The 14898-nt window shown below is 58.1% G+C and carries 7 protein-coding genes and 1 pseudogene; 1 reads left to right on the plus strand and 7 read right to left on the minus strand.

The genetic code is table 11. The features are described from left to right. Window positions 1-54: 54 nt before the first annotated feature. Together PF66_RS11605 and PF66_RS11610 are read right to left on the minus strand one after the other, a co-directional pair. Entirely contained in the window at window positions 55-840 is a 786-nt protein-coding gene (locus tag PF66_RS11605) for an SDR family oxidoreductase (protein WP_054062777.1), read from the minus strand. 3 nt (window positions 841-843) lie between these two features. Continuing rightward, window positions 844-2094 carry a dienelactone hydrolase family protein gene (locus tag PF66_RS11610; RefSeq protein WP_054062778.1) on the minus strand — a complete coding sequence of 417 codons (1251 nt, stop codon included), beginning with the start codon at window positions 2092-2094 and terminating at the stop codon, window positions 844-846. Between the two features lie 1097 nt (window positions 2095-3191). Here PF66_RS11610 and PF66_RS11615 point away from each other — a divergent pair. Then, a complete protein-coding gene (locus PF66_RS11615) occupies window positions 3192-4265 on the plus strand; it encodes an RHS repeat-associated core domain-containing protein (RefSeq protein WP_054062779.1) in 1074 nt (357 codons plus the stop codon). A gap of 107 nt (window positions 4266-4372) precedes the next feature. On the opposite strand, the pseudogene PF66_RS31965 reads toward PF66_RS11615, so the two are convergent. From PF66_RS31965 to PF66_RS33155, 5 genes and pseudogenes are all read right to left on the minus strand, one after another. After that, window positions 4373-5075 (minus strand): annotated as a pseudogene (locus PF66_RS31965) (transposase). Between the two features lie 268 nt (window positions 5076-5343). Then, window positions 5344-5805, minus strand: coding sequence for an SMI1/KNR4 family protein (locus tag PF66_RS31970; RefSeq protein WP_081005854.1), 462 nt, complete (start codon window positions 5803-5805; stop codon window positions 5344-5346). A 296-nt stretch (window positions 5806-6101) separates the two neighbouring features. Then, a complete protein-coding gene (locus PF66_RS32685) occupies window positions 6102-6503 on the minus strand; it encodes a hypothetical protein (protein WP_152973006.1) in 402 nt (133 codons plus the stop codon). Continuing rightward, window positions 6503-10048 (minus strand): hemagglutinin repeat-containing protein, encoded by a 3546-nt coding sequence (locus PF66_RS33150; RefSeq protein WP_054062780.1) that lies wholly within the window; start codon window positions 10046-10048, stop codon window positions 6503-6505. Before PF66_RS33150 ends, PF66_RS32685 begins: the two co-directional genes overlap by 1 nt. 108 nt (window positions 10049-10156) lie before the next feature. Continuing rightward, window positions 10157-14898, minus strand: a 4742-nt coding sequence (locus PF66_RS33155) for a hemagglutinin repeat-containing protein (RefSeq protein WP_054062781.1), incomplete at its 5' end; no start/stop codon positions are given.

Raw genomic sequence — 14898 nt, forward strand, 5'->3', positions numbered from 1 at the left:
TTGTTCGAATGTCTTGAAGAAAAAGCCCGCGCACCCGGCGCGAGCAAAACGGCTCTATTCGGCCAGCCGCGCAATGGCGGGCTGGTTGCGCTCCGGTCCCATCACCGAGTAGCCGCCATCCACCGCGTAGTCCGCGCCAGTGACGAAGCTGGCCGCCGGCGAACAGAGGAAGGCCACCACCTGGGCCACTTCGGCCGGATCGCCGAGGCGTCCGAGCAGGTGATAGTCGGCGGCCACCCGGTCGGCCTTGTCACGGTCGCCGCCGCTGACTTCGGCGATCACCCGCGACCAGGTCCAGCCCGGCGACACCGAGTTGACCCGGATGCCATCGGCGGCCAGGTCCATGGCCATGCACCGGGTCAGCTGCTGCAAGGCGGCCTTGGACACCGGGTAGAGCCAGCGCCCGGTCTGGGCACAGCCGGCGGAAATCGAGGTGAAATTGATCACCACGCCGCCGTTGGCCTTGAGGTCGGCGTGCACCGTACGCACCAGTTGCACCGCCGACACCAGGTTGATGTCGAGGGCGCGCAGCCACTCACTGCGGTCGGAGGCGATGCCCTGGTCGAGGTAGGTGCAAGCCAGGTTGATCACCAGGTCGATCCGGCCCCAGCGTTGCCGGACCTGCCCCACCGCGTCGCCGAGAGCGGCATCGTCGGTCAGGTCCACTGCCACGAACAGGCCGTTGTCGGCCAGGCCCGCCGCCACCTCGGCGCCCCTGGGATCGATATCCAGCAGCGCCACCCGGGCGCCGGCGGCGACCAGCGCCTCGGCGACGGCGACACCGATCAGGGTCGCGCCGCCACTGATCAGCGCCACCTTGTCCTGCAGGTTCATGGACATGGCTCAACCCTCGATCGGCAGGTCGGCGCTGGCGGCCCAACTGGGCATCAGCGTGTTCGACGGCAGGCTTTCATCGAGCAGCTTGTGCGCGGTCACCGCCCCGGCCACCGGCAGGCCGGTGGGGTCGAGCAGGCCGATCTGCACCAGCACGCTGGCCTGGTCCCAGTAGATATGCTCGTGATAGAGCTTCGGCCCGCGGAACTTGACCACGCCTAGCATCGGAATCTCGACAAAACGCCCGGTGGGGGCCACGCCCGGCAGCAGCCAGTCGATCTCACGGTCGTGGGTGAAGCTCATGATGAACTCGTCGACGATCTGCGAGGCCCCCACGGTGCGCGAGATCGGCGTCAGGCTCATGTCCTGCGGGTTGCCATGCACGAAGTGGTAGCGATAGAAACGCGCCAGCTCGCGGTAGCCGACGCCACCGGTCATGGTCGGGATATGGTTGACGTAAGGCTGGGGCACCATGGTCGCCATGGTCGCGGGCACGTCACGGGTATCGAACTCGTGGCGGATATGTTCTTCCCACAGTGCCGACAGGTTGTAGTCCGGGCCGATGGTACGGCGCAGCGCGGCGATGGTGCGCTCGTGGGCGAGCAGTGCCGAAGGCTTGTGAAAGTGATCGCCGGCAGGACGGGCGAAGGCATGATCGACATTCGGGTAGACATAGGCTTCGGTGCCCGGCGCCTGCTGCAACGCGGCGATGATCGACTCGCGGGCGTCGGCCTGGCAGAACTGATCCCGTTCGGCGAAGTGCAGGACCAGGCGACCACTCAGGCCTTCGAGTTCATTCAGGGCCTGCTCGATGCCCACCCCGTAGTAGCCGACGGCACAGGCCACTTCCGGCAGGCGACAGGCGGCGAGGTAGGCAAGCTTGCCCCCCAGGCAGTAGCCGACCACGCCGAGACCTTCTGCGCTGCAGGCGTCCAGGCCACGCAAATGGCGCAGGCTGGCGGCGATGTCGCGGATGCCGTGGCCTTCGTCAAAGGCCTGGTAAAGGGCGAAGGCGCGTTGGAAATCGGCTTCGTTGTAGCCCAGATCCACCCCGGCCTCCTGGCGCCAGTACAGGTCCGGTACCAGCACCGTGTAGCCTTCCTCGGCCAACTGGTCCGCCACTTCGCGCATGGCGGCGTTGACTCCGAAGATCTCCTGGCAGAGCACCACGCCCGGGCCGCGGCCATCGATGGATGTGGCCAGGTAGGCCTGGAACTGCTCGCCGGAATCCGAGCGGACGTTGACGTAATGTCCCTTCATTGCGATGTCTCCAGTCGTTGACGTGGGGACATCTTCGGGCGGTTGCGTGACTGGGGCTGTCCGCTGGCTGCGTGAAAAGTCCGCTGGCTGCGAAAAGTTTTCGGCGGGTGCCATTCATCACGACGCGGTCGTGTGGGAGTGGGTTTAACCGCGAATGGGCACGTCAGCACACTGCAAGCACTTCAGGTTCGCCCCCTCCTCCTCACTTCCCTTCACCGCGTAAACATCTGTTTTGTAGTCTTTATGCTACGGCCACTCCCTACGTATATTCACACGCAACTTCAGAGCGAACTTCATTATTTCCAAATAATAAAAAACCTATCCGTTCATCCAGTTATTAAACCCCTCCAGAAGATATTAAATATCCACTTACAAAAGAACAGCACCTTTTCTTCCAATCAGGAAAGCGACGACCACTTCTCCCCAGCCTGAATCTGGCAGACAGACAGTGGCCTCGCCCTCTCTTGGCTCACAAAGCAACATTGAACCTGAAGTCACCCTCTATCGACCTTCTGGTAATTAACCCCTAAGCCAGCCAACTCAAGAGAAAATATAAGACATGAATATCAACGGACTTCCAAGCCCACAGACACATAATTCTTCCTCAACAAAGCCGCCCTCTACTCACCCCCTCCAAAAGACCGTTTTTCGGACGCCCTGGCTGGCACGGCAAATAAAGAAGATAAAGTCAGCATCAGCGCCGCTAGCTCGACAAAAAAGGAAAAAACGGGGACGGAAAAAACGGGGACGGAAAAAACGGGGACGGATTTATTTCCCGAGCCTCGCTTCGGCCGCTCCGGACAACGTTTCAACAATACTCTCCACCTCGCCCACGAAACGATCTGTTCTTGTCAACGGGCCTCGCTGCGGAGCATTACCGGAGAAAATAAATCCGTCCCCGTTTCTCGCGTCCCCGTTTCTCGGCGTTGGCGTGGAGCACATCGGTGGGGCTGTCAGCATCGATCAGCAGACTGGGGATCAGGCAGTCGATAGCTCTGCAAGCAGGGGTACGAACCTGATAGTTCTGCCAGTAGGCAATGACCCGGAAAAAGCCCACACTCGGCACAGCAGTTTCGACCCTGCCTGGAGTCTGGCCAATGCTGACGCTCCCCCGCGAAACCCTACTGTGTCGCTATCACTACGATCCACTGGATCGCCTGATCGACTGCGCTGTATCAAACCAAGCCAATCTCCTGCGTTTCTACTGCGAAAGCCGCCTGGCCAACGAGATCCAGGGCGCTAAACAGACCCGTTTTTTTCAACACGACAACCAGTTACTGGCTCAGCAACAGCGCCAGGATAATGCCCAGGACACCTGGCTACTGGCCACAGACTCGCAACGCTCGGTGCTGAAAACCCTCCGAGGCGCCATCGACCACCCCATCGCCTATACCCCCTATGGTCATGGCAAGATAACGAGTGACCTGGGCAACTTGCTGGGCTTCAAGGGTGAAAGAGCCGATCCGATCACTGGGCACTATCCGCTGGGTAGTGGCTATCGTGTCTTCAATCCGGTATTGATGCGTTTCAATAGCCCGGACAGCTGGAGCCCTTTTGGTGCTGGCGGCATAAACAGCTATCTGTATTGCCTGGCTGACCCCGTCAATCGAGTAGATCGCGATGGACACATTTCAACTCCAAGCCCCCGCACGGTGCTTCCTGATCTCTGGCGAATAAAAAGCGCTAACAGCACAACAAAGTTCTACACCTCCAGACTGGGCGTCAATGCCTCCAACGAGAAGACGCTGAAGAAAACGATAATGCGCAACGAGACAGGCAGTGGCTGGACTGAGTTGACAAGTTGGCCCAAAAAAAATGGCGATGCAAGAACCAGAATGGCCGCAGGCAGTTGGCTAAAACCAGAAATCACCGTTACCGACAATAAAAGCATCCGGACAATAAAAAACAACAACCCGACCCTGCTGGAGCTGGCCTTCAATCAAACCCCCGGAAAACTATTGATAAAACCCAAGATACACGGAATCCCTTACGACGTCGACGACAGAAACTTCGAAAACTACAAACGTGCGCAAGCAGCAAAACTGCTGTCCAGCTTGCCCAGCGCAGAGGAGCGTGAAGCCCTCTCAGCCCGCATCACTGAGCACATGGAAAAAGGCTTGGTTCTCGGTGTTCGCCCCAAGTCATCAAGAGATAACATCAGAACCGACTGAACAACAGGAACACTTCCAGCAGCACAATCTTTAAACACTATTAAAAACGAAAAATGGGGACCGAAAAACGGGGAGAAAAACGGGGACGGAGAAAAACGGGGACGGATTTATTTTCCTGACTCTCGAGCCGGCCGCCCCGGACCTCGTTTCTCTATCCGTAAGCCAATAATCCTTTCCACCTCGTCCACGAAACGATCCGTCCCGGTCAGCTGACTTCTTTGCAAAGCATCGCGGATAAGGCTGATTTCATCAGTTGCAACAGCTTGTCGAACAAATGCCTCGTAACGCTGGCCACGTTCTTTCGCAGTATCACCCAAAGCAGCGAAGCAAGGATCAACATCCAGCAAACAGTCGTTTTCTACACCACTCATCCGAGCTTGATAGCTCGACCATGGGTAATCTACCGGATCAGCGACCATTCGAGCACGCACAGGATTCAGTTCGATGTAGCGACAACACGCCAGCAGATAAGCATCCGATTGCACGACACTGGACTTGTATCGGCTTTCCCACAAGGTGCCCGAACGACCCTCCAGCCGATTGCGATAACGTGTCGTCCGTGCTGCCAGCGCCTTCATCAACTGGCCCAACCCTGCAACTGCTTCACCGGGGGCTAGCAAAAGATGAACATGATTGGTCATCAGGCAATAGGCATAGACCTTCACGCCGAATACTTCCTTGAGTTCCCGCAGATTTTCGAGATAACGGTGATAATCTTCCGCATCCGCAAACACTATCTGACGGTTATGACCGCGTTGTACTACATGGTGCGGGTAGTTTGGTAAAAACAATACGTCCCATCCTGGGCATACCTGAAGCCTCCTTCCGTTGAAGCTTTCAGAGTAGCAAACGGTTCAGAAAATAAATCTGTCCCCGTTTCTGAAAATAAATCTGTCCCCGTTTCTGAAAATAAATCTGTCCCCGTTTCTGCGAGTATCGCTTCGACCGCTTCGGAATTCGTGTCAACAATACTCTCCACCTCGCCCACGAAACGATCTGTTCCTGTCAACTGGCCTCGTTGCAGAGCATTATCGGAGAAAATAAATCCGTCCCCGTTTCTATGGTCCCCGTTTCTATGTCAATTTAAGTCAGACCATTGTAAAAGATGGTTTTCTATTGATGAAATCAAGAAGCTTGAAAAGCTATCCCAAGTTTTATCTATCGAACTCTGACCTTCAAAAAACTGAAATACTGGCGGATCATCAGCGACCGGTAGAAAATAATTAATTTCATATCCTTGATGCATGCAGAACACCTTAGCATCCGTAGGCAGCAAATCAGAGAGACCTAACTCATCAAGCAACTCATCCGCCTCAAATTTTAGGCTAAGTAATCTCGGATAAAATATATCAACACCACAAAAAATCTTACCAGCCGAACGCCCGGCAATCGTCAAAAATTCACGATATGCCAAAGGAACTTTACAACCAAAATGTTGCTCGATTGATGCAATTTCCACTTCGGAGCAACCAACAAGAGCAGAATCTAAAATTACTCCCCGCAGCACTAACTCATGAAAAATATCCCGAACGTTTTTCATCTTGGCTTTCCTGTTTCTACTTTAACAATTACACCGGGAAACCTTTGTTGAAACTCAAAAACGGGGACCAAAAACGGGGACGGATTTATTTCCCGAGTCTCGCTTCGGCCGCTTCGGAATTCGTGTCAACAATACTCTCCACCTCGCCCACGAAACGATCTGTTCCTGTCAACTGGCCTCGTTGCAGAGCATTATCGGAGAAAATAAATCCGTCCCCGTTTTCCACGTCCCCGTTTTCCGTCCCCGTTTTCCTGCAGGTGAAAGACAGCTAGCGTTCTCGTTTCTCTCGCCAAAATTTACTTACTTTCATTCGTGCCCGCTTCTCCATTCCTACCTGCCCAAATAAAATCCGGCTTAATACTACATTTCAATCCAGCATCAACAAGATCGTCAAAAATTTTTAAAATATCTATTGCCTTCCCACAAAACGCAAGAAACTCACCCTGACGAAGCCCTTCCCTAGACTCTAAAAAATTACAACCAGACGCCTTAGAAACAGCCATCACATGATTTTTATTCTTATAATCACCAAAACAAAAAACCTCATAATCCTTATCATCGAGTTTGATCCCAGGTATATCCGTTGCAACCAAAGACCAACCGCACACCAAACACTTCATACCACCAGTACTACCTTCCTTGAAGGCAACCAGCTCACCACCACATCGCTCACACATCATCAAAGAAGAACTTATCATCACGGCTTACCTGGATAGAAAACTTTGAAACCACCTTGATTAGATAGATCAGGAAGATTCGGATTAAGAGGAGACCTAGGGGCAACCACCATTTTACCATCACCATAAGCCCATACCAAATTAGTTGGCGCCTTAACCGAAACCCCCATCTTATTCGCAAGATTCTGGGCAAATCCTGCATCACAAGCCCCCGTATCACAGGATAGCAAGCGTATAGGCTGTCCAGTATAAGACGGATTATTCTCAATCAGCCGAGAAACAAGGCGCTGATCCGCCATGATAGTTCCGTTAGCTGTCACAATCTCAATTTTTTGAGGACTCCCATGTGCTATGACATCAAAATAACCGTTTGAATCAATATCAGATCTTTGAGATACGTTCTTAAAAAACTGGTCTGAATCGCCCATGAAATTAGCTGCACCTGGAACCGGTTGACCAGCAGCATCAGCACCATTCTTGACCGAAACAACAGCGTCGCCCTCCTTCACCACGGCGCTGCCAATTGCGCTTTTGAGACCCACGACGTTTAACAGAGCCTGCGCAAACCAACCAATCCGCTCCCCTGTGGTCGCTTGGGCTTCCGTCACCGGATTTGCCACACCTGCCGCCATCGACAGCTGGCAAGCAATGCCAATCCCCCCCATACCACCGCAGCCCTCGGCAAAGGAATCAGCAGCGACCTGTTTCAGATTTGCCTGCAGCTCACTCTGCGTCTTCGCCTGATCAGCTCGCCCCGCCAGTGACTGCTCCACGGACGCAGGCTTCAGGTACCACTCATCACCCTGAGCAGTTTTCAGAGACTGATCCGTAACAACGCAGAATCCAGTAGAGGAGATCTTGCACATAACGATATCGCCAGGCTTATGATCCTGACTGGAAGCCCATGTTGTATCCGTGGCCTCACTAATAACTTCATGTTTGAGTTCACTCCCTCCCTTCTTGAGCAATGCCTGAATATCGGCAGCCAGTTCTTGGCATTCCGTCGAAGAACTACCCAGGCAGGACGAGGTGTACTTCCGCCGTTTCTCGTCTAGGGAGAGTCCTTCCTCCATGCTCAGATGGTTGTTCTCTACCGCATTCTTCGCAGTTCCAGCAGCAGCAATAGCGTTTTCCAACCCACCGGCCGCCAACCCTCCAGCCAGGCCACCAGCAAGCGTCGACAGCGCCGAAACTGTCTGTTTCTCCGACTCGGTCAACTGATCAACAGACTTATTCGGGTACAGTTGCTTGGCGATGTACTCACCAAGGCCCGCACCTGCCGCACCGGCCAAAGCGGAGTTACCTTGCGAACTTGCAAGCACTGCTCCCCAGACTGCATGCGCCATCAGGTTTGCGGCGTCGTCCCCCTTGGTGGCCTCCTTGATGCTCTGGGCGACATAGGGCGCCGCCGCCCCCGCCAGCGCACCACCGATGTTCCCGCCCAGAACACCCTGCACAACTGCGCTGACAGCCTGAGCCGCCTTCTTGAAACTGCTGCCCACGCCGTAACTTTGGCTCACCTGCTGGGCAATCTGATCCCCAGTTGGATTGGCGTTCCCCTTATCCAGCAACTGTTGCCGAGCAGCTTTATACTCGTCGCTGTTCGGGTCCCAAGCCGCCTTCATCTTGGCCGTGGCAATCGCATCCGAAACCCCATTGACCAACTCCACAGAGCTGCGAATCAGCTCCATGCGCTCTTCCATCGCCTTCTTGTCAGGCCGGTCGAGCTTCTCGTTGGCGTTGGCCGTATCGCGGCTCAGCCCCACCAGGTCGTTGGCCCCCTCAGTGTTACGAACGACGATGGTGCCCTCACTGACGGCGCTACGGGTCTTGCTGCTGTCCGAATCGCTGAGTGACATGCCGAACATGCCGCCCAGGCCTGCGCTCACCGCACCACCGCCAAAGCCAACCGAGCCACTGACACTGACAGAAGTACTTTTTATTTCGCTCTTGTTCTTGATATCGCTGGCAATCAGGCGATCGGTGCTGAGCAGGTTCTTGTCCGCCGTCGCATCACTGGCGATGACCGCACCTTGCAAGGTGGTGTTGTGACCAACATAGATGTCATAGCCCCCTGCCCCTGCAAACAGCCCGCTCTGGTCCTCGACCGCCTGGTAATTGCTCTTCATGTTGCCGGCGGCAAGGTTGGCCGACACCACGACCGGCACGCCGTAGCAGAACGGCGGGATACAGATGCTGCCACCAATACCGGCACTGCCTTGCTTGTTCTTCTCGGTCTCGGAGTCCTGGCGCGAGGCGATGTTGAGGCTGCCCTCGACCAGCGCATCGATCGATTTGGCCCGTACCTGTGCACCCGCCAGGGTGGTGTCCTTGCCGCTATGTAGGGTCAGTGCGCCGGTGTCCAGCGTGCTGTTGACCTGGGTCACCGAACCACCGGTACCCAGGCTCTTGGCGATCTGGGCTCCCAGATCCAGGGTGAAGCCAGTCTGCTGACCGATATTGAAGCTGGCACCAATGGCTGTTCTGTTATTGGAACTGTTATTGGCCCAATCTGCGGTGTTCTGCGCACTTTCCAGAACGATGTCGTGCTTGGCCGTCAAATCAGTATCAGCGGCCTTCAAAGTGCTACCGATAACGTGGATATCACCGGCCGTACCAGCCGCCTTTCCCGTCGCCTCGATAGCCAGTGTCTGCCCTACGTTGAGTGAGCTTTGCTTGGCTGTCTTGCTCTCATACTCACTAGTACTTTTGCTGTGAGTGTTGGAGAGCTCGGTACCAATCTTTATCAACGAACCATTAGCCGAAGGGCTGGCCTTCTTGTTGAGGTAGGCGTCTGCACTCTCGGATAGTGAGGCCCCGATTACCCCCAGGTTGTAGGCAGCCAGTGCAGCCTGAGCCAACTTCACCGCCTTGAGCTTGGGATCATCGGCATTCTTCGCCGCCTTGACCGCGCTACGGATGGTGTTGACGCCATCTACGACAGCACCGCCCATCACCCGGCCAACCGCCAGGCTGGCAGATTTGTCAGTCGTGCTCTGGCTAGCACTCTCCATCCCGGCAGCGATGCTGATGTTGGAGCCGGTCAGGCTCATGTTCTTGGTGCTGACCAGGTCACTCGCTACCACCGTCAGGTCGCGACCGGCCGTAAGGGTTACATTCCCCTGACTGGAACCGACCGTGCTACCCGTCAATGTCGTCTGGTCCGACTGGCCGTTATGGCTCTTGCTGCTGATGGACAGATGCTGGTTGCCCGTAATGTCGTCAACGCCCAGGTTGTTGGCCGTCAGCACACCGGTCAGGTCGCGATTCTTCTCCTTGTGCATTTCCGTGCGGGTGAAGGTGTTCTCAGCCGCGTCGATGACCAGGTCGCGACCGGCCTTGACGGTCAGGTCCTGGGTACTGACCAGGCCGGAGCCCTTCACATTCACATCATGCAAGGCCGCCACATCCACGGTATTACCGGAGATGACACTGCCCACCGCCGTCGTCTGGGTTTCGGCGACCTTGTCCTGAACCTTGCTCGATTTCAGGCCGCCCCAACTGCTTTTGCTCTTGCTGCTTTCATGACGGACGCTGTTGGAGTCGGTGACCGCGACGATCTGCACATCGTTACCGGCGACCAGCTTGGCAGCCCCCTTGTCAGCCGCAACTTCACTGCCTTTTACGATCAGGTCGTTACCTGCCAGCAGCGTGGCGCTCTGACCACTGGTGACCTAACTCCCCATATGGGTGGTACTAGCCACCTCATCCAGTCGGCTTTTCTTGCCCGACGCGTTTTTCGAGGTTTTGCTGTAGAAGCTGTAGTCCTGATTCTCCGCAGACTGCAGCGTCAGATTCGCCCCAGCGGACAGGTACGCCTCATTCGCGGCACTGACCCGACTGGCTACCAGTCCCAGATCCTTGCCAGCCGTCATCGTCAGATTGCCGCCCGCGTTGACCAGGGTAGAAACCTGGCTGGTATGGTTATCCTCCCCCCGATACTTCTTGTTCCAACCGCTGTACTCACTCTCGTTCGCAGCCGAAGACAACGTGAGATTACCGACCGCAGCCATGGAGATATCGCGCTTGGCATCAATCTGACTGGCTGTGCTGCTGAGATCGCGCCCGGCGCTGATGGACACATCCCGCCCGGAACTCAGGGTCGAACTCAACTGAGTCACCTGGGCACTGGCGTAGTTGTCATAACGGACACTGCTAGCCTGCTCGGCCGAGGCGATGCTGACATCCCGCCCGCCCGTGATCTGCGTGTCGCGCCCGCTTTGCAGGACACTGCCCTGGCTGACGACATCACGACCCGCCTTGACGCTCAGGTCATTGCCCGCCTCGATACGCGCAGCACTGTCCGCAAAATCCTTGCGATGGCTGATCAGGCCGTCATGGCTCTGATGCGTGGTCACCGTCCGCTCGTTGCGCACATCCCCCGTGACGGCCGTCACGCTCACGTCGCGCCCGGCGATAATCCCGCCGGCCTTGTTGCTGAGGTTGTTGTTCGCCAAGGCGTCGAGGCGATTGCCCGCCTCCAGCAGACCGCTGTTCACCAGGTCATTGTTGGCGGTCGCCTTCAGGTTGTTGCTGGCCCGCAGGGTGCCGGCGTTTTCCAGGTCCTTGCCGGCGATCAGGCTCACATCAGCGCCCTGGATCAGCGCGCCATTGTCCGCCAGGCGGTTATTGGCATTGGCCAGGTAAAGCACCGGAACCAGGACCTGCTCACCGTTGATGGTCTGGTTTTCCATCCAGACGATGTCGTGGGTCAGCGCCGCGACCTGTTCGGAGGTCAGGGTTACGCCCAGTTGCAGATTCAGTTGCTGCTTGCTGGCGATCGCGTTGTTCATCAGGTACTTGAACATCGCGTCATCGGAGGTCTGCCCATCGATGAAACGCTGCCCGGTACGGGCGGTCACCGCTTGCTGGATCAGTTTCTGCTCGTAGAAACCATCGCCCAGGCGCTTGGCACTGGTGTCCGGGTCGTAGCCCAGGTTGGACAGCAGGTAGTCCGAGCTCATGAACTGCTTGAGGTCGGTGAGCACCGGGTTGGTTTCGATCAGGTATTTCTGCGGATTGGACCTGGTCGAAGTGTCGGGCAGGCCCGGCACGTGCGGTTGGTTGGCCACCGGGGCCGTGCTGCCCTGCCCACTCAAGCGAAACAGACCGTTCTGGCCTGTCGGCAAGCTGAATCCAGGCAGGGAAACCGGGTTGATCTGTTGCTGGGCCAGGTCGGGCGGGAGCTGCGCGTTGATGTACACCGCCGTCGAAAAGCCGTTACCCGTTCCCGTGTCTGCGGCGGTACGGCCGGCAGCGACATACTCGTAGAAAGGCCGGATGACGCTGTTGCTGATCTTGTTATCGGCATCGAGCGTGACATTGCCACCGGCCTGGATGATGGCGTCGTAGGACTTGTCACTGATGTTGGTAGTGACTGAAGTACCCCCCAGGTCGACGGTGGCCCAGCGGAAGAATGCCCCCAGGTCCGAACCGTAGGAAGCCGAAGGCGTCGGGTTGTTTCTGGCGTTGAACGTGGCGGCAGCGCCGGCCGCGGCGCCGGTTTCGTTGACGAAACTCCAGTAGCGGCGCGTGGTTTTGATTTCCTGCGGTTGCAAGCCCTTGTTGTTGATCGTGCTGGCGTTGACTTGCACATTGCCGGTCGCGGCAATGAGGCTGCTGGTGTTGTTCAGCGTTTGCGTGTCGATCTGCAGGTCGGCACCGCTGGTCAGGCTGGCGGCCGCGGTGCTGCGGGTGACATTCAGGCGATCGGTTTCCGCCAGTTCCCACAGGCCGTTGATACGGCCACCACCCCGATCATCGCAGCCGGCCACGGGGATCAGCGTGCAGGAAAGTCGGGTAATACCCGTGGCACTCTTTTCATGCTCGGTGTATTCCAGCACATCCATGACGTTGTTGACGGTCGTCGCCGCAATCGTCAGCTTGCCGAGGCTCTCGATATCCCCCGAGCGGTTATCCAGCAGATCGGCCTGGGTCCCCGCCCCGTCGCGGGCAATCAACGCCGTCCCCAGGCTGTAGACCTGCGCATAGCTATTGGTGAAGCGGCTGGCCAGCAACTGCAGGTCGCCGCCGCTGGAGATCAGGCCCTGGTCGTTGACCAGCGCGCCCGTGGTGACCAGCAGGTCCTTGCCGCTGCCCAGGGTGCCGGTGTTGGTCACACCGGCTGCGGTCAGTTTCAGGTTGTTGCTGGAGGTCACGCGCCCGGCGTTGTTGAGCAAGGCATCGAGGTTGATCGTGGTGTCGCCACCACCAGCGATGCTCGCTGTACTCTGCAGATCGGCCTGCGCCGCATGGAAGTCCAGGGTACCGAGGCTGCTCAGGCGGCCCTTGCCGCTGTAGTGGCCGCTCAGGTCGACGTCGAGGGCACCGTCGGTGCCAAACAGCCCATCGTTGCTCCAGTCGATCCCGCGGCCCTTCAGGCCCGACGTCGACAGGAGCTGGCCGCTGGCGGTCTGGGTCAGGCGGTTGACGTTGACGGTCAGGTGCTCGGCCTGAATCGAGGTGCTGTTGGTCCAGCTGTCGCCGTCGAGCGTCAGGTCGCCATGGGTGACCAGTCGGCCGCCGACGTCCTCGAGGTTGGCCATGGAGAGGCCGAAGATCCCGGTACCGACGTGCAGCAGGCTGCCGCCCTGGTTGCGGAAGCTACCGGCGTCGAGCGCAATATCGGTATTGGCGGTTTCCAGGGTGCCGTTGCTGTTGTCGAGCAAACCGCCGATGGCGAAGAGGGTCTTGAGGCTGCGGCCCAGCGAACGCAGTTGACCGTTCTGGTTGTCCAGGCTGGCCGCCGTGGTCGACAGGGTGCTGCCACTTTCGATGATGCCCTGGCGGTTGTTCAGTTTGCCCAGCAGGGAGAAGCTGATTTCGCTGGCGCTGATCTTGCCGCCCTGGTCACCGCTGTTGTCCAGGTCGTTGCCGCTGACCTGCACCAGGTTAGAGGCGTAGAGGCCGCCGTTGCGGTTGTCGATATTGCCGCTGCGGGCATCGAGCAGCGCGTCGCCCGCCTGCGCAGCGATGCGGCCACCGTTGTTGTCGATGCCGCCGAAGGCATTGAGGGCCAGGCGCTGGGCCTGGATCGTGCCGCCCTGATTGTTGTCGTTCAGGCCATTCTTCAAGACGCCAATGATGTGGCTTTCAAAGGCACCCTTGACGCTGGACAGCAGGCCCCCGCGGCTGTCGAGGTTGGCAGCGGTGACGGTCAGGTCACCGTCCTGGGCAATGACCTTGCCGCTCTGGTTGTCGATATCGCCCGTAACGTTCAGGGTGACCGCGCCCTTGCCCTGCAGCGAGCCCTTGGCGTTATTCAGGCTGTCGGCAGTGAGTTGCAGGTCGGCATTGCGGCTGGCGATCAGGCCGTCGGCGCTGTTGTCGACCTTGCCACTGCTGGTTATCAGTAAGGTATCGGTGGCGCCGATGGTGCCCTGCTGGCTGTTGTCCAAATCGCCGGTGAGCAGGGTCAGCAGGCCCTGGCTGTTGATGCCGCCGTGCTGGTTGTCGATCTGTGCACTGCGCTGCACCCGCAGCGGCCCGGCGCTGGAGAGCTTGCCGTAGTGATTGGTCAGGGTGCCGAGCAGGTCGAGAGTGACCCCGGCATTGCCGGTGAAGGTGCCGTGGCTGTTGTCCAGGTCGGTGCCGGTGAAACTCAGGGCATCATCGGCGCTGATCGTGCCGCCGTTGTTCAGGGCCATCGCCTGCAGGGTCAAGGCAGCCGAGCTGGCGATGGCGCCGCCCAGGGTGTTGTCGAGCAGGCCGGCGACGGTCAGTTGCTGGGCCACGCCGCTGGAAAGAACGCCCTGGTCGCTGTTGTCGAGGCTGTCGGCCTTGACGGTCAGGGTTTTCTGGCTGACCACCGCACCGGCCTGGCTGTTGAGCAGCGCACCGCTGAGGGTGACGCCGACATCACCGCTGCGGCTGGAGACGGTACCGCTGTTGCGGTTGTCCAGGCGGGTGCCGGTGACAGTCAGGCCCTGCCAACCGGAGAGGACGCCGTTCTGGTTGTTGATCGTGCCGGTGGCGGTGAGGCCCAGGGTATTCTCGGCCATCACCAGGCCGGTGAGGTTGTCCATCGTGCCGAGGGTCAGCGTGCTGCTGGCCTTGCTGGAGACCTCACCGGCATTGTTGTTCAGATGGCCGAGAGTCGCAGTCAGTTGGCCGACGCTGTTGATCAGGCCGCCCTGCCCGTTCAACGTCGTGTCGGCGGTCAGGTTCAGGCTGTCCGAACTCAGGACCCGGCCCTGGTTCTGGTTGTCGAGGGTGCCGGCGGTGACCGTGACCTGGCGCTTGCCGCTCAGGGTACCGCCCTGGTTGTTCAGCGTCTGGGTGGTAGTGACAGTCAGGTCGCGGCTGGCGATGACGCTCTTGCCGGTGTTACTGAAGTTCTGCGCGGTGACGCTGACGTCGCCTTCGGTGTTGCGGCTGTTATCGGCGTTGACCCCGGCTTCGATGATGCCGTTGTTGG

It is taken from the genome of Pseudomonas asplenii (assembly GCF_001293465.1).
GTDB classification, from domain to species: Bacteria; Pseudomonadota; Gammaproteobacteria; order Pseudomonadales; family Pseudomonadaceae; genus Aquipseudomonas; species Aquipseudomonas fuscovaginae_B.

Bases quoted from the DNA above. Each gene is read 5' to 3' on its own strand.
- PF66_RS32685 (WP_152973006.1), bottom strand. From the start codon at position 6,503: ATGATAAGTTCTTCTTTGATGATGTGTGAGCGATGTGGTGGTGAGCTG.
- PF66_RS31970 (WP_081005854.1), bottom strand. From the start codon at position 5,805: ATGAAAAACGTTCGGGATATTTTTCATGAGTTAGTGCTGCGGGGAGTA.
- PF66_RS11615 (WP_054062779.1), top strand. From the start codon at position 3,192: ATGCTGACGCTCCCCCGCGAAACCCTACTGTGTCGCTATCACTACGAT.
- PF66_RS11605 (WP_054062777.1), bottom strand. From the start codon at position 840: ATGTCCATGAACCTGCAGGACAAGGTGGCGCTGATCAGTGGCGGCGCG.
- PF66_RS11610 (WP_054062778.1), bottom strand. From the start codon at position 2,094: ATGAAGGGACATTACGTCAACGTCCGCTCGGATTCCGGCGAGCAGTTC.